Genomic DNA, 14,375 nt, shown 5'->3' with positions numbered 1-14,375 from the left:
CATCGGCGTTTTTAGTAGAAAAGTCCTACAGAAGTGCCCCGTCTTATTTAAGTTTTGTTGCCGTTTTTAGTTGTTTTGTTGAACTGTTTCTTATTCAAGGCCGTTTCGTTTGATTGACTTGTCGAGTACTGAATCCTCACCCTCCAACAGCAATCCGCTGACTGTTTATCTGGCGCGCCTGGCGCCCTCCAGCCAACTGACCATGCGTTACGTGTTGCAGGACGCTGCCGACCGCCTCGGGTTCGAAGACGTGAACCTTGAGGACATCCCATGGCACGGGCTGCAACCGGATGACGTCGTTGCGCTAGTCGCAGCATTGCGCGCGGACAACTACGCACCGAACACTTCTTCGCTGTATGTAAACGCCATTCGCGGTGTAATGAATGAAGCCTGGCGCATGAGCCTGATCAGCCAGGACCATCTATTGAAGATGCGCTCGGTCAAAGGCATTGGCGGCACACGACTGTCTCAGGGGCGCAATCTGAAGCGCACGCTGATTCATGAACTGATGGAAGTCTGCGCGGCCGACCCAAGGCCACAAGGTTTGCGCGATGCAGCGGTGATTGCGCTGTTGTACGGCACCGGCATGCGCAAGTCGGAGTCGGTGGATCTGGACTTGAATCAGGTGGATTTCAGCGAGCGCAGCCTGTGTGTCACCGCCAAGGGCAATAAACAGCTGATCAAATACGCGCCGGCCTGGGCGTTCGCCAAATTGAATGCCTGGCTGGAATTTCGCCGGTCAGAGCTCAAGGAAGGCGAAAGCGACGACGCGTTTCTGTTCAACCGTATTCGCCGTGGCAGCCACATCACCCGCGAGCGCATCACCAAGCACGCGATCTATTACATCGCCCGCCAGCGCGGCACCCAGGTCGGGGTGAAGATCATGCCCCATGATTTCCGCCGTTCGTTCATAACACGGGTGATCGAGGAGCATGACCTGTCGATCGCCCAGAAACTGGCGCATCACAGCAATATCCAGACAACCGCCAACTACGACGTGCGCGACGACAACGAGCGGCGCCGCGCGGTGGATCGTTTCGACTTGTAGGCAGTGCGTTTCGCTCAGGAGGCGGGCGGGCAGCCGCGTGAGCCGGCAGACGCCTGGCTGATCAACGCGGCCAGACGTTTGACGTTGTTCTGCTGGGCGATCACCAGATCGTCGATGGTCGGCCCGGACGGGGTTTGCAGCAGCGAGCGGCAGGCGAGCAGGGCGTCGTCACCGGTGTTGGCCTGGCGCAGGCGCCATTTGACGTCGATCAGCCCGTATTGCCCGGGAATCGAATCGAAGCGTTGCACATCGATGCGCACCGAGGTTTTGCGCGGGCCGCCGGCATTGCTCAGTTGATCCACCAGCGCACTGCGCAATTCATCGCTGAGGCTGGCGCCCCACCATTCGGTCTCGAGAATCGCCAGGCCGCTGTTGCCTTGACGGATCACGATTTGCGGCCGGTCGACCTGCGGCGGCACGCTGATGCCTTCGATGGTGATTTCTGAACCGGCGCGGCCGGCCATCGGTTGCGTCGGCGTCAGGGTGTGAAAGCTGATCGGGGCGCTTTTGCAGGCGCCTAGCAGCAGGCCGATGGCGAGCACGGTGAACTTCAGCTTTAAAGCCATGGGACAGCTCCTGTGCTCAATTGCGCGGCGGCCCTTTGAGGTCCAGCGGCGGGGCGTTGTCGGGGCGGCCGCGAATCAACGATTCCGGATGACGGCCCAGGTAATCGGACAGTTCACGCAACGAACGCGACATGCGCCCAAGCTCGTCGAGGGTCTCGGTCAGTTGTTCGCGTTGCGGCGAATCTTCGGCCAGGGTCGAGCTGGCCGACTGCAGGGTCTTGCTCAGGTCGGCGAGGGTGTTCTGCACGCCGGGCAGGGTCCTGGCATTGAACTGGGTCAGGCCTTTGCGCAATTCCACGAGGTTGCTGTCGAGGTTGCCGGCAATCCGTTCCACCGGCAGTTTGTTGAGCTTGTCGATCATCGCTTCGAGTTTTTCCTGCAACTGTTCGAGGCTGCCGGGGACGGTCGGAACGCTGATGGGGCGGGCGGTCGGGTCGAACGCGACTTTTTCGGCTTTGGGGAAGAAATCCAGCGCGATGTACAACTGGCCGGTCAGCAGGTTGCCGCTGCGGGCCTGGGCGCGCAGACCGTTATCGATAAAGGTGCCGATCAGGCGCACGGCGGCGGCTTCGTCGTCCGGATTGTGCTCCAGTACCTTGAGCATCTTTACGTGAGCCTGACCGAGGCGTTGCGGGTAGATCACGATGCCGACGTTGAGCGGAAAGCTGCGTTTTTTCGCGTCGAAGTCCAGGTTGACGCTCACCACCCGGCCGATTTCGATGCCGAGAAACTCCACCGGTGCGCCGACTTTCAACCCGCGCAGGGCCTGATCGAAACGCAGGGTCAGGTATTGCGCCTTGCCGTTGGGCGGGGCGAGGGCGGTTTGCTGGTCGTCGAACAGGTCGTAAGTTCTTTCTTCGGCGGCGGCAACGTCGTTGGGGCTGTACTCCGGCGCGCGGAAGGCGATGCCGCCCACCAGCAAGGTCGACAACGATTCGGTTTTCACCGCAAAACCGTTGGCGCCGACGTTGACGTCAATCCCGCTGGCGTTCCAGAACCGGGTGTTTTCGGTGACGTAGGCGTCGTTCGGCGCATGGATGAACACCTCGATGTTGACCCCTTTGCCATCGGCGTCCAGCGCATAGGCCACCACCTGGCCGACCGGGATCTTGCGGTAATAGACCGGCGAGCCGATGTCCAGCGAGCCGAGGTCCGAGGCGTGCAGGTTGAAGCGTTTACCCGGCTCGCCGTAGGTGATCGGCGGTGGATTCTCCAGGCCTTTGAAGTTTTTCGAGCGCGAGTTGGACTGACCGATATCAGCGCCGATGTAGTCACCGGACAGCAACGTATCGATGCCCGAGACACCGCCCGCACCGATGCGCGGCCGGACGACCCAGAACTGCGAGTCTTCGCGGGTAAATGTTTCGGCCTGCTTGGCCAGTTTGATGGTGGCGTTGACGCTTTTCTGGTCGTCGCTCAGCTCGACGTCCGTGACCTGGCCGATCACCACGTTGCGGTATTTGACTTCGGTCTTGTTGGCGGTCAGGCCGCTGCCGGTCTTGAAGGTGACGGTGATGGTGGGGCCTTCCTGCATCAGGTTGTGCACCACCAGCGAGAGGCCCACCAGCACCGCGACGATCGGCACGATCCACACCAGCGAAATGCTGAAACGGCGGGTCTTGACCGGCGCCTGGCCGGGCGCTCGCGGTTGATCGGCGGCTGACGACTCCATCCATGACCTCCAGGGTGTGTTGGGCACTGAGCGTCAGGAACGCAAAAGCACTTCATCAATATAGAAGTGCTTCGCGATAGAGCAAATGTAAGGTGAGTTCGCGCTAGCTGGAGCGTTGTGCTAATAACTTTTCAATGGTCAGGTAAGTATTCGATGCAAATGTCGAGGATCGACGCTGACAGCCTTTACCTGTTGAGCAAGCAAGGAGCTGAAATGCCGGCACTGACTAATGTGGGCGAGGCCCGAGTAGCTGTTCTGGTCGATTGCGACAATGTGTCACCTGAAGTGTTGGAACATGCTCTGAAGGTCGTCGCACAATTTGGCCGCATTGTGCTGCGCCGCGGCTACGGTAACCATGGAACGCTCGCCAACAAATGGCAGGAGGCGCTCGTGCGTCTAGCCTTCTCTCCTTGCCTGCAATATCAGTATGCATCGGGGAAAAACACCTCTGACATTGCTCTGGCACTGGATGCGCTGGAGGCCCACTTTGACCACCGGGCGGACATGTTCTGCCTGGTCACCAGTGATTCTGACTTTGCCTATCTGTGCCGTAAGCTGCGCGAGCGAGGCGCCGCAGTTTGTATCGTTGGAGAAGCCAAAACGCCTGATGCACTGCGCAATGCAAGCGATCAGTTTTTTGAATGGCGCAAGACTGAGGACGCAACCGGAAATGATACGGCTCCTGGTAAAGAACCTCAGGAACCAACGAGCATCAGGAAGGAAGCCCGTGACATAGGTCCTAAGCCGAAGCTTCGCCGTCCAAGATTTTTGGTTGACGCGGTATCGCTTCTCGTGGGAGGTACGAATGAGGGAAGAGTCACTCTCAGTGGATTGGGCCACTATTTGAAAAGAACAGATCCTGCATTTTCTCCTGTTGAGTATGGATACTCCGGGTTACTTGAAATGGTTAAAACCTATGACTTGCTTGAGTCCAGACAAGAATCAGGGGGGCAGTGGACGGTTGGGTTGATAATGAAAAAAAACATGGAAGATGTGAGCGGAGTCCATAAATAAACACTGCGAAAGCAAGGCTGCCAGCCTTCCGAAAAGTATTTCAAACAGCCACATGCCGAGAATCAGCTCTTCGACACCCATATTCCATGCTCACGAAATTCTCTATGGTAAAAATGATGTCAATATGACTTGGTGGTGATTGTGCGACGCGATTTCCAAAGAAAAATATGCTTATGAATTTTGAACTTATCACCATCAGAAAAGGAATTTGAGATGTTCGTTGTGCCAGAGGATTACAAAAAATCGCTGACAAGCCTGATATCCGAAGAGAAAAATGTCGATTTTGCAGTCGCATTCTGGGGCGAGGGAGCACAGGACCTGATTCCTGAAAACACTGACCACACCATTCGAATTATCTGCAATCTCACGACAGGCGGGACAAATCCATCCGTCGTCAGGTCTTTTTTGACACGCATCAGAGACGGTAACAGTTCGCTCCAGATCAGACATTCCAGTCGTCTTCACGCGAAGGTTGTTGTTGGGAGCAAGCAAGCCCTGATTGGATCAGCCAACCTGTCCACGAATGGGTTAGGGCTGGAAGACGAGTCTTTGGCCCATTGGCTTGAGGCGGGTATCCATACCTGTGACCTCCAAGAGATCGGCGCAGCACAGAAATGGTTTGAAACCCTTTGGCAGTCCGATGCTGTGTCGGAGATCAATGACGAAGATCTCGCTGCTGCGCAGATCGCCTGGGATCGTAAGCAGAACGCCAGACCACCTTTGGATGGTGATCCAATGTCCCCTTTCACAATGGGAAAGTTCAGCGTCGATGAACTTAAAGGCAGACCTGCTTACGTCACGATCTACCGCAAATGGTTGTCCAGAGAGGCGAGAGAGGCCAAAGAGGCCGAAGAGCAGTCGGCATCTTTGGCGTTGAAACAGGCAGGCAAAATTGATTGGTGGGCTTATGAATGCTGGGACGGATTGCCTCAAGCACCTGCCGAGTTGCTCGGAATTTACTGGGGACTGAAAGGCAAACTGTTGGTGGAAGGCGTATGTACCCTCGTAAGCTGCAAAAGTGTTCCCTTCACTTATGACAACGGTGAAGACGGCTGGATCGAGTTGGCAGCTCCTAGGCCGCAGCTTTTGGGTCGGCCGTTTACAACTCAAGACGCGAGTGCACTAAAAGAAGAAATCAGTGAGTTCATCGAGGTGCTATGGCACAACGCTAGAAAGCAGGAGAACGGTGAGCACGCCTGTGTGATCCACTTGGCCGAGATGGTTCGGGTATGGAACGACTGGAAGACTAGCCGTTGATTCAAGCGGAAATACGCAAATTGGATAACCTTTTGATGTCGTAGCCTGCTTTCGCAGGCTACGACATCGTATCCAGTCATCCCAGCAGTTCCCTCAGGCGATACCAGAACATGCCCAGTGCCAGCAGTGGCGAACGCAGCGCCGGGCCGCCGGGGAAGGTCATGTGCGGCACGCGGCTGAACACATCCATGCCCTGACTGTGACCGGCATGAATTGCTTCGCCCAGCAGCTTGGCGCACCAGTGGGTGACGTTCAGGCCATGGCCGGAATAGCCCTGGGCGTAGAACACATTCGGGTGCTGTTTCAATCGACCGACCTGCGGGAAGCGGTTGGCGGTGATGCCGATCTTGCCGCCCCACTGATAGTCGATGCGCACATCCGCCAGTTGCGGGAACACCTTGAGCATCTTTGGTCGCATGTAGGCGGCGATGTCCGTCGGATCCCGCCCCGAATAATGGCAGGCGCCACCGAACAGCAAGCGTCGGTCCGCCGAGAGCCGGTAGTAATCGAGGCCGACTTTCTGGTCGCACAGCGCCAGGTTCTGCGGAATCAGCTCGGCGGCGCGTTCCGCCGGCAGCGGTTCAGTGGCGATGATGTAGCTGCCGGCGGGCAGGACCTTGCCGCTGAGTTGCTGTTCGAGTTCGTCCAGATGCGCGTTGCAGCCGAGCACCAGACTGCCGGCGCGCACGCTGCCGCTCTGGGTGCGGACTTGAACGGTCGGGCCGTGGAGAATTTCCAGCACCGGGCTCTGCTCGAAAATCCGCACCCCGAGGGACGCCGCCAGCCGCGCTTCACCCTGCACCAGGTCGAGCGGGTGCAGATGGCCCGAGCCCATGTCGATCAGGCCGCCCTTGTAGACACCCGCGTTCACCACTTGCTGACGAATCAGCTCAGGGGCAACCAGCCGCGTTTCATGGCGGTAACCCAGTTGCGCCAGGCTGTCCTGCTCGGCCTTGAAGGCGTCGAACTGCGCTGGCGTGTTGGCCAGTTCGCAGAAGCCCCAGCGCAGGTCGCACTCGATGGCGTTGTCGGTGATGCGCTGGCGCACCAGCTCCACCGAGTCGATCCCGGCTCGGTGCAGGTAGCGCACGCCTTCGCTGCCGACATGCCGGGCGAAGCCTTCTACGTCATGACCGATCCCGCGAATCAACTGCCCGCCATTGCGCCCGCTGGCGCCCCAGCCGATGCGCCGGGCTTCGAGCAGAATCACCGAAAGCCCGCGCTGCGCCAGTTCAATCGCCGTATTGACGCCGGTGAACCCGCCACCGATCACGCAGACATCGGCAATCAAGTCACCCGTCAGTTCCGGATAGGGTGTGCTGGCCCGGGCCGACGCGGCGTAATAGGAGCGGGCGTGTTCCTGGGTGTACTGATTCATTTGTTCGACTTCACTTTGCTCCAGGACCGGGTCATCAGACGCATGATCGACTGGGGCGGGGTAGAGGAGATGTAGAGCTTGTCGAGGACTTCCTGAGACGGATAGACCTCGGGATTGTTGACCAGCTCCGGATCCATGTATTGCTTGGCCGCCGGGTTCGGGGTGGCATAGCCGACCGAGGCGCTGACCTTGGCGATCACTTGCGGATCGAGCAGGTAATTGATGAAGGCGTGAGCTTCCTTGGTGTTGCCGGCATCGGCAGGAATCGCCAGCAGGTCGAACCACAGGTTCGCGCCTTCCTTGGGAATCGAATACGCGATGTTCACGCCGTTTTTGGCTTCCTTGGCGCGGTTGGCGGCCTGGAACACGTCGCCGGAATAACCGAAGGCCACGCAGATGTCGCCGTTGGCCAGGTCGGACACGTACTTCGAGGAATGGAAATAGGTGATGTACGGCCGGATGCTCAGCAGTTTCTCTTCGGCCTTCTTGTAGTCCTCGGGTTTCTCGCTGCGCGGATCCATGCCCATGTAGTTGAGGATCGCCGGGAACACTTCATCGGCCGAGTCCATCATCGACACGCCACACTGGCTGAGCTTTTTCAGGTTCTCCGGTTCGAACAGCACGGCCCAGGAATCGATGTGATCGATGCCCAGCACCTGCTTGACCTTGTCGACGTTATAGCCGATGCCATTAGTGCCCCACAGATACGGCACCGAGTGCTCGTTGCCCGGATCGTTTTTCTCAAGCAGGGCCAGCAGTTTCGGGTCGAGGTTTTTCCAGTTCGGCAGTTGCGAGCGATCCAGTTTGAGGAACGCGCCGGCCTTTACCTGACGCGCGAGGAAGTGGTTGGACGGCACCACCACGTCATAGCCGGTGCGGCCGGCGAGCAGTTTGCCTTCGAGGGTTTCATTGGAGTCGAAGACGTCATAAATCACCTTGATCCCGCTGCTGGACTGGAAGTCGGCGAGGGTGGTTTCGCCAATGTAATCGGTCCAGTTGTAGACGCTGACCTGGGGTTGGGCGAAGGCACCGGCACTGCACGCCAGGGCCAGCGCGGCGGGGATCATGGATTTCAACAGACGCATATCGACACCTCTTCGAATTATTGGGTTTTTCAGGTGAGCACGTTCCCTTGTGGGAGCTGGCAAGCCAGGTCCCACAAGGGCGGGTGTTGGTTACACGCTCAGCAACAGGAACTCCCGCTCCCAGGAACTGATCACGCGCTTGAAGTTTTCATGTTCGGCGCGTTTCACCGCGACGTAACCGCGCACGAACTTGTTGCCCAGGTATTGCGCGACGGTGTCGCACTCTTCCATCTGGGTCAGGGCTTCTTCGATGGTGATCGGCAGGCGCAGGTTGCGGCGCTCGTAAGCCCGGCCTTCGACGGCGGCGCTCGGTTCGATGCCTTCGACCATGCCGATGTAACCGCACAGCAGGCTCGCGGCGATGGCCAGGTACGGGTTGGCGTCGGCGCCCGGCAGACGGTTTTCAACCCGCATCGCCTCAGGGCCGGAGGTCGGCACCCGCAGGCCGACGGTGCGGTTTTCTTCGCCCCATTCGACGTTGACCGGTGCCGAGGTGTCCGGCAGGAAGCGGCGGAACGAGTTCACGTTGGGCGCGAACATCGGCAGCACTTTCGGGATGTACTTCTGCAGACCGCCGATGTGATGGCGGAACAGGTCGCTCATGCTGCCGTCGGCATTGGCGAAAATCGGCTGGCCGCTGGCGATCTCGACCACGCTCTGGTGCAGGTGCATGGCGCTGCCGGGCTCATCGCCGATCGGCTTGGCCATGAAGGTTGCGGTGACGTTGTGCTTGAGCGCCGCTTCACGCAGGGTGCGTTTGAACACGGTGATCTGGTCGGCCAGATCCAGTGCATCGCCGTGGCGGAAGTTGATTTCCATCTGCGCCGGGCCGTCTTCGTGGATCAGCGTGTCCAGGTCCAGGCCTTGCAGTTCGCACCAGTCGTAGACGTCTTCGAACAGCGGATCGAACTCGTTGGCGGCGTCGATGGAGAACGACTGACGACCGCTTTCGGCGCGACCGGAACGGCCCAGCGGTGCTTTCAATGGCAAGTCCGGGTCTTCGCAGCGCTGGGTCAGGTAGAACTCCATTTCCGGCGCCACGATCGGCTTCCAGCCTTTGTCGGTGTACAGCTGCAGGACTTTCTTCAGCACGTTGCGCGGCGACAGTTCGATCGGGTTGCCGAACTTGTCGAAGGTGTCGTGGATGACGATGGCGGTCGGCTCGATGGCCCACGGAATCACGTACACCGCATCGCTCACCGGCTTGCAGACCATGTCGATGTCGGCCGGGTCGAGCAGGTCGTAGTAGATGTCGTCGTCGACAAAATCCCCGGTTACCGTTTGCAGCAGCACACTTTCCGGCAGGCGCATGCCTCGCTCATGCAGGAACTTGTTGGTCGGTGCGATCTTGCCGCGGGCGATGCCGGTCAGGTCGCTGACCACGCATTCCACTTCGGTAATCTTGTGATCTTTCAGCCATGTGAACAGCTGATCGAAAGGGGCATTCATAAAGACCTCGTCGTTGGTTTTGTTGACGCCGGGGAACGCGATTTCATCTTTCGCAGGCTTCCCCTGTGGCGCGTTGACGACTATCTTGGGCGGGCCTTGCCGTTCCATCTATCCACTTTCAGCAGCACCAAAGCGCACCAAAAGAGTGCGCAAGGTTCCCCATGACGACGTGCAATCCGCTTCAGGTCCAAGCGTTCAACACCGCCGATGTCACCGAACAAATCCGCGCCACGCCGGGTTGGGTGCAGCATTACCAGCAGATGTCGCCTGGGCATTTCGCCGGGCAGATTCGCTATCTGGATTTGCAGGGAGTGGAGGTTTACGAAGAACAGATGAACACCCGGGTCGAGCAGAATTTCAGTGCGCCGCAAGGGTCTTTGGCGTTCTGTTTCGATCGCAGCGACAACGCGCTCTATCTGCTCAATGAAGAGAGCCGCAACATCTGGATCACCCCGGAGAACTACCAGGAAATCGCCGTGGTGTTCGGCCCGGAATTCGTCCAGCGCAACGGACTGGACGTGGCCAGGCTGGAAGGTCTGTTCATGGCGCCGCTCAATGGCGCGCAGAATGGATTGTTCAGCCGCTGGTTAAGCTCGACTCTCACGAAGTTGTCGCAAGCCCTTGATCTGCCGAGTAAAGAGGCACTGACTCAGCAGCTATTGGAGGATTGCCTGTTCATCCTCGACAACGCGAGCGTGTGTCTGGATGGCGGCGGTTTGCAGCGTCGCGCCGAGGAGCGAATCACCCTCAAACGCGTGGGCGAGTGGGCGGCGGATTCGCCGGAAGAAACCCTCAATCTGCTGGAATTATCGCGGGTCGCCGGGGTTTCCCTGCGCCAGTTGCAGCAGACCTTCAAGGCCTATACGGGGATGTCGCCAAGCCAATGGCTGCGTTTGCGCAGGCTCAACAGTGCGCGGCGGGAATTGCTCAAGCGTTCGCCCGCGGAGACCACCGTGGCGGAAGTGGCGATGAATTGGTCGTTCTGGCATTTAGGCCGTTTTTCAAGCAGTTATCGAGCATTGTTCAAGGAGTTACCGAGCGAGACGTTGAAGCGTTCATCGTCCTTGTAACGGGTGCTCTGCGCCACAAACAAAAAAAGGCGGGAGAGGTTTCGGTATTCACCGAAGCCTCTCCCGCCTTTTTCATCTGCCGATATTGCCAAGCCTGTGGCGTTACCGGCTAACCCACTCTGAGACGCTTGAAGGAGGACGAAAGGGATCTTTTCATCAGTCTGGCCATCGGGGTTTCTATTTCCTTATGGATGACATGGGACGCACCTATCATCAAAGCGATGGTGCCCCAGAGCAGCACGTGTGGATTGATGGTCGGATAAGCGATGTTGAAGATCATGAAGCCGATCATCTGATGCAGCAGGTAAAGCGGGTAAGTCAGTGCGCCCAATGCTGTCCAGTCGAACTTCCCCACGGCTGACGTCTTATGCGTCGCGATAAAAAGGAAGGTCATGAAAAACAGGGCAATGACGCCGCAGATGATCAAGGAGTCGTATTCGGTCGAATATTTCAGTTCAATCGACTCGGCCCACTTGATCGCGTTGAAGCTGGCCAATGCCTGCGCGGCTGCCAGCAGGGAAATACGGGATTTGGTAAACCCCTTGTCCCAGATGATGTAGAACGTGGCGCCAGCGATGAAATAGGCCGCGTAGTCGGTGATCAGGACCGAGCGCAGTTTTTCGAAAGCAAAGACTTCCGCTGCGGCCGAGATCAGCAGCCAGAGTACGAGGAAGGTTTCTATTTTCTCTATCTTCTTGAAAGCCAGCAGGACGGCGATCATCAGGTAGAACTTTATTTCGACGAACAGAGACCAGTAGACCCCGTCTATGGGGGGCACACCGAGCAGGTCGCCCAGAAAGGTCAGGTTGATCAAGTATTGATAGAAATCGGCCGAAAATCGTGGCTGCCCGATGGCCAGCGTGATGAGAAACGTGATCGTGCAACACACCCAGAACGCCGGGCAGAGACGAATGACGCGGGAAATGAAGAACACCTTGAGGTTGTTGCTCGAAGCCGTCATCAGAATGACGAATCCGCTGATCATGAAAAACAGTTCAACGCCCAGATAACCGTATTTGGCAACGTCAGCCAAAAGTGGATAGGGCATGACCGACATCTCACCCCTCGCATAGCCGCGAAACGCATAGTGAAAGATCACCACCGCGAACGCCGCAAGAAAGCGCAGCAAATCCAGTTCTGTCAGCCGTCTGTTGTTCATGTGCATGCGCTCCGGGGGTGTTAGCGCGGATTGAAAACTGACGACTGTGCCGAGTGAAAATCGACTCAAGGCGAAAGCTATGACGGTTGGGGCGGCTCATCGTCTGGCCCCAGGCTTGGTGTGAGGGTCAAGGATTGCGTTGCCACATGCGGATGTAATCGACTTCAAAAGTGGAGGGCAGGTCAGCATCGTCGACCACGCCGAACCATTTCCACATAGCCTCGCTGTCGAAGACGATCTGCATGGGGAAAAAGAAATAATGGTTCTTCGATTCTCTGACCAGCACACCATCGACGTACCAGCGCAGGGTATCGGGCTGCCAGTCGAAGCCGTAGACATGAAAGTCGCCGGCCAGCCGCCAGGGACTGGTCCAGGTGCTGCCGTTGGCGATATGTTCGGTGCTGTGCGGCGTGGCCCAGAGGTGGGCGTTCATGTTGTAGGCGCGGTCTGAAAGCGCATTTTTGGTCTTGCCGCCGATTTCAAAGATGTCGATTTCGGTGGCGTTGTCAGTCATGCCCGTCCAGGCCAGCCAGAAGGCGCTGGACGCTGCGGAATTCATGGGTTTGGCCCGCGCTTCGTAGTACCCGTAGAAGCCGCGTTCAAGGGTACGCACCATGGCTGAGGTGTAGTCCTTGAAACCGAGCTCGACGTATTTCTGCGCCAAGGTTTCCTTGCGAAAGACAATCTTCAGGTTGCCATTGCCGACGCTGGCGTTACGCTCGGTGAACAACGCCGGCTTGCGGCCCAGCGACTCATTCCCGACGGCATTGTTGACGTGCCAGCGTGTGCGGTCGAGGGTGGTGCCATCGAACTCGTCGGACAGCGTCGTGTTGAGCACCCATTGACCGGCATTGGCCTGATCGGACAAGGGCAACCGGGCGTTGATGCGCGTCGGCAATGTCCCCAATGGGCCGACGCGGGTCCAGGTGTCGGCATGCGTGGGGATGGCCACGGACCATTTGTCTGCCAGGTACTGAAAGGCGCGCTGGCGCTCGGCGAGCGAGGCGAACGGACGGTCATACACCAGCACTTCGGCGATGTCGCCGCGAAAATTTTCCGAGTGACCGACGGCATTGCGCCCGACCCCGTAGGGGCCGATCGGCACGTCGTGCAGTTCCAGCACGGAAACCGTCGGCTCGTACTCCCCGGTTTGCGCCAGGCTGACCGCGAAATTCGGCAGCACGTTGTCGTTGCTGTCGGCCTGCGGGCGTGAACTGAACAAGCGTTGCCAGGGATCGACTCCGGCCTGTTCCGGCAACCGCCGGGACACGATCAGTACGGCCACAGATCCTTTAGCCGTGCGCAGGGCCCGGCCGAGTAATCCCGAATTACCGTCGAAGCGCACCACCGCATGGCCATTGAGGCTGTTTCTTGTCCACTGTGGCGGTGAGGTGGCGTCAGCGACAGTCGCGTCATTGGCCTTCCCGGATTTGTCGCTCCAGCGCTGGAGCCGGTTCTGCGCATCTAGGGTCATCGCGGATGAGTCGGCCGCGTCCAGCCACAACACGAGGCCGGTGGTCGGTACAGGCGCAGGCGCCTGCGCGGCGTTGCTTGCCAGCGCAACCGAAAACAGCACGGCCAGCAGACATTCCTTGAGCATCGGCATCACTTCACCGCAACGGGTGCCGGAATCTTGAATGACGATTGATACCCCTGCGGATTGCACGACTGCCAGCGCCAGCTATCGGTGATCATCTGTTCCAGGCCGCGTTGCGCGCTCCAGCCCAGTTCGCGTCCCGCCTTGGCCGGATCGGCCCAGCACTTGGCGATGTCGCCGAGACGTCGAGGGGCGAAGCGGTAGGGAATGCTGATGCCGGTGATGTCCTCGAAACTGTGGATGATCTGCAGCACGCTGTAGCCGACGCCCGTGCCGAGGTTCCAGAAGTGAATGCCATTGTCGTGCTGCAGAACTTGCAGGGCCTTGAGGTGACCGATGGCCAGGTCGACCACGTGGATGTAGTCGCGCACGCAGGTCCCGTCCACGGTGGGATAGTCGCTGCCGTACACCGTGAGTTCGGGTATCCGGCCTATGGCGACCTGGGTCAGGCACGGCAACAGGTTGTTGGGGCGGCCGCTCGGGTCTTCGCCGATCATTCCGCTTTCGTGGGCGCCGATCGGGTTGAAGTAACGCAACAATCCAACGCTCCAGCGCGGATCGGAGTTGCACAGATCCGTCAGCAACTCCTCGATCATGAGCTTGGTGCGGCCATAGGGATTGACCGGTTTGCCGGTGCCGAAATCTTCGGCAATCGGCGTGCGCGTCGGCTCCCCGTACACCGTGGCTGACGAGCTGAACACCAGCCGGAATACGTTATTGCGGGCCATCGCCTGACAGAGGCCAAGCGTGCCGGCAACGTTGTTGACGTAGTAGTCCAGCGGCTTGCGCACGCTTTCTTCGACGGATTTGAGACTGGCAAAGTGCACGACGGCGTCGATGTCGTATCGGCTGAAGATATCGTCGAGCAGGACCGGGTCGCGAATATCGCCCTTGATGAAGTCGACGCGGGTCAGGGTCAGTTGCTCGAGGCGCCGGATGCACTCTCGACAGCTGTTGCACAGGTTGTCGAGCACCAGCACCTTGTGGCCGGCGTTAATGAGGGCCAGAGCCGTATGCGAGCCGATGTAGCCGGCTCCGCCAGTAATCAACGTGGTTTTGCGCATGGTGAGGCCTTCCTGT

The 14,375-nt window shown here is 58.6% G+C and carries 12 protein-coding genes; 4 read left to right on the top strand and 8 right to left on the bottom strand.

The genetic code is table 11. The features are described from left to right. Nucleotides 1–202: 202 nt before the first annotated feature. Nucleotides 203–1,048, top strand: coding sequence for a tyrosine recombinase XerC (gene xerC, locus K3819_RS15460; RefSeq protein WP_260329070.1), 846 nt, complete (start codon nucleotides 203–205; stop codon nucleotides 1,046–1,048). Nucleotides 1,049–1,062: 14 nt separating this feature from the next. Here xerC and K3819_RS15455 read toward each other — a convergent pair whose 3' ends face one another. Further along, entirely contained in the window at nucleotides 1,063–1,614 is a 552-nt protein-coding gene (locus K3819_RS15455) for a membrane integrity-associated transporter subunit PqiC (protein WP_221397388.1), read from the bottom strand. A 16-nt stretch (nucleotides 1,615–1,630) separates the two neighbouring features. Then, nucleotides 1,631–3,286, bottom strand: a complete 1,656-nt coding sequence (locus K3819_RS15450; protein ID WP_074690527.1) for an intermembrane transport protein PqiB — start codon at nucleotides 3,284–3,286, stop codon at nucleotides 1,631–1,633. 213 nt (nucleotides 3,287–3,499) lie between these two features. Here K3819_RS15450 and K3819_RS15445 point away from each other — a divergent pair, with 213 nt between their 5' ends. Both K3819_RS15445 and K3819_RS15440 read left to right on the top strand, forming a co-directional pair. Further along, nucleotides 3,500–4,300: an NYN domain-containing protein gene (locus K3819_RS15445; RefSeq protein ID WP_221397387.1), complete on the top strand. Its 801-nt coding sequence runs from the start codon at nucleotides 3,500–3,502 to the stop codon at nucleotides 4,298–4,300. Nucleotides 4,301–4,513: 213 nt separating this feature from the next. Continuing rightward, a complete protein-coding gene (locus tag K3819_RS15440) occupies nucleotides 4,514–5,557 on the top strand; it encodes a phospholipase D family protein (protein WP_221397386.1) in 1,044 nt (347 codons plus the stop codon). Between the two features lie 76 nt (nucleotides 5,558–5,633). On the opposite strand, the gene K3819_RS15435 is transcribed toward K3819_RS15440, so the two are convergent. From K3819_RS15435 to K3819_RS15425, 3 genes are all read right to left on the bottom strand, one after another. Then, complete coding sequence (locus K3819_RS15435; RefSeq protein ID WP_085610344.1) at nucleotides 5,634–6,935, bottom strand: FAD-binding oxidoreductase; 1,302 nt, start codon at nucleotides 6,933–6,935, stop codon at nucleotides 5,634–5,636. Then, entirely contained in the window at nucleotides 6,932–8,020 is a 1,089-nt protein-coding gene (locus tag K3819_RS15430; RefSeq protein ID WP_221397385.1) for a polyamine ABC transporter substrate-binding protein, read from the bottom strand. The genes K3819_RS15435 and K3819_RS15430 overlap by 4 nt, the downstream gene beginning before the upstream one ends. A 90-nt stretch (nucleotides 8,021–8,110) precedes the next feature. Further along, complete coding sequence (locus K3819_RS15425; RefSeq protein ID WP_064600843.1) at nucleotides 8,111–9,469, bottom strand: glutamine synthetase family protein; 1,359 nt, start codon at nucleotides 9,467–9,469, stop codon at nucleotides 8,111–8,113. A gap of 161 nt (nucleotides 9,470–9,630) precedes the next feature. Here K3819_RS15425 and K3819_RS15420 point away from each other — a divergent pair, with 161 nt between their 5' ends. Beyond that, nucleotides 9,631–10,539 (top strand): helix-turn-helix domain-containing protein, encoded by a 909-nt coding sequence (locus K3819_RS15420; RefSeq protein WP_085610342.1) that lies wholly within the window; start codon nucleotides 9,631–9,633, stop codon nucleotides 10,537–10,539. A 109-nt stretch (nucleotides 10,540–10,648) separates the two neighbouring features. On the opposite strand, the gene K3819_RS15415 is transcribed toward K3819_RS15420, so the two are convergent. The 3 genes from K3819_RS15415 to galE all read right to left on the bottom strand — a co-directional run bounded on the left by K3819_RS15415 (nucleotide 10,649) and on the right by galE (nucleotide 14,359). After that, nucleotides 10,649–11,698 (bottom strand): acyltransferase, encoded by a 1,050-nt coding sequence (locus tag K3819_RS15415; RefSeq protein WP_221397384.1) that lies wholly within the window; start codon nucleotides 11,696–11,698, stop codon nucleotides 10,649–10,651. A 127-nt stretch (nucleotides 11,699–11,825) separates the two neighbouring features. Continuing rightward, nucleotides 11,826–13,304, bottom strand: coding sequence for a family 16 glycosylhydrolase (locus K3819_RS15410; protein ID WP_260328925.1), 1,479 nt, complete (start codon nucleotides 13,302–13,304; stop codon nucleotides 11,826–11,828). Then, a complete protein-coding gene (galE, locus tag K3819_RS15405) occupies nucleotides 13,304–14,359 on the bottom strand; it encodes a UDP-glucose 4-epimerase GalE (protein ID WP_103385231.1) in 1,056 nt (351 codons plus the stop codon). The genes K3819_RS15410 and galE overlap by 1 nt, the downstream gene beginning before the upstream one ends. Between the last annotated feature and the right edge of the window lie 16 nt (nucleotides 14,360–14,375).

The organism is Pseudomonas sp. 3-2, from assembly GCF_019710535.1.
GTDB lineage: Bacteria > Pseudomonadota > Gammaproteobacteria > Pseudomonadales > Pseudomonadaceae > Aquipseudomonas > Aquipseudomonas pharyngis.
The sequence above is the reverse complement of the archived record's forward strand: the minus strand, read 5'-3'. Positions and strand labels throughout refer to the sequence as shown.

What these genes read in the sequence shown, in the direction of transcription:
- K3819_RS15445 (WP_221397387.1), top strand. Translation starts at nt 3,500, where the DNA reads ATGCCGGCACTGACTAATGTGGGCGAGGCCCGAGTAGCTGTTCTGGTC.
- K3819_RS15435 (WP_085610344.1), bottom strand. Translation starts at nt 6,935, where the DNA reads ATGAATCAGTACACCCAGGAACACGCCCGCTCCTATTACGCCGCGTCG.
- K3819_RS15425 (WP_064600843.1), bottom strand. Translation starts at nt 9,469, where the DNA reads ATGAATGCCCCTTTCGATCAGCTGTTCACATGGCTGAAAGATCACAAG.
- K3819_RS15455 (WP_221397388.1), bottom strand. Translation starts at nt 1,614, where the DNA reads ATGGCTTTAAAGCTGAAGTTCACCGTGCTCGCCATCGGCCTGCTGCTA.
- K3819_RS15440 (WP_221397386.1), top strand. Translation starts at nt 4,514, where the DNA reads ATGTTCGTTGTGCCAGAGGATTACAAAAAATCGCTGACAAGCCTGATA.
- xerC (WP_260329070.1), top strand. Translation starts at nt 203, where the DNA reads ATGCGTTACGTGTTGCAGGACGCTGCCGACCGCCTCGGGTTCGAAGAC.
- K3819_RS15410 (WP_260328925.1), bottom strand. Translation starts at nt 13,304, where the DNA reads ATGCCGATGCTCAAGGAATGTCTGCTGGCCGTGCTGTTTTCGGTTGCG.
- K3819_RS15415 (WP_221397384.1), bottom strand. Translation starts at nt 11,698, where the DNA reads ATGAACAACAGACGGCTGACAGAACTGGATTTGCTGCGCTTTCTTGCG.
- K3819_RS15430 (WP_221397385.1), bottom strand. Translation starts at nt 8,020, where the DNA reads ATGCGTCTGTTGAAATCCATGATCCCCGCCGCGCTGGCCCTGGCGTGC.
- K3819_RS15420 (WP_085610342.1), top strand. Translation starts at nt 9,631, where the DNA reads ATGACGACGTGCAATCCGCTTCAGGTCCAAGCGTTCAACACCGCCGAT.
- galE (WP_103385231.1), bottom strand. Translation starts at nt 14,359, where the DNA reads ATGCGCAAAACCACGTTGATTACTGGCGGAGCCGGCTACATCGGCTCG.
- K3819_RS15450 (WP_074690527.1), bottom strand. Translation starts at nt 3,286, where the DNA reads ATGGAGTCGTCAGCCGCCGATCAACCGCGAGCGCCCGGCCAGGCGCCG.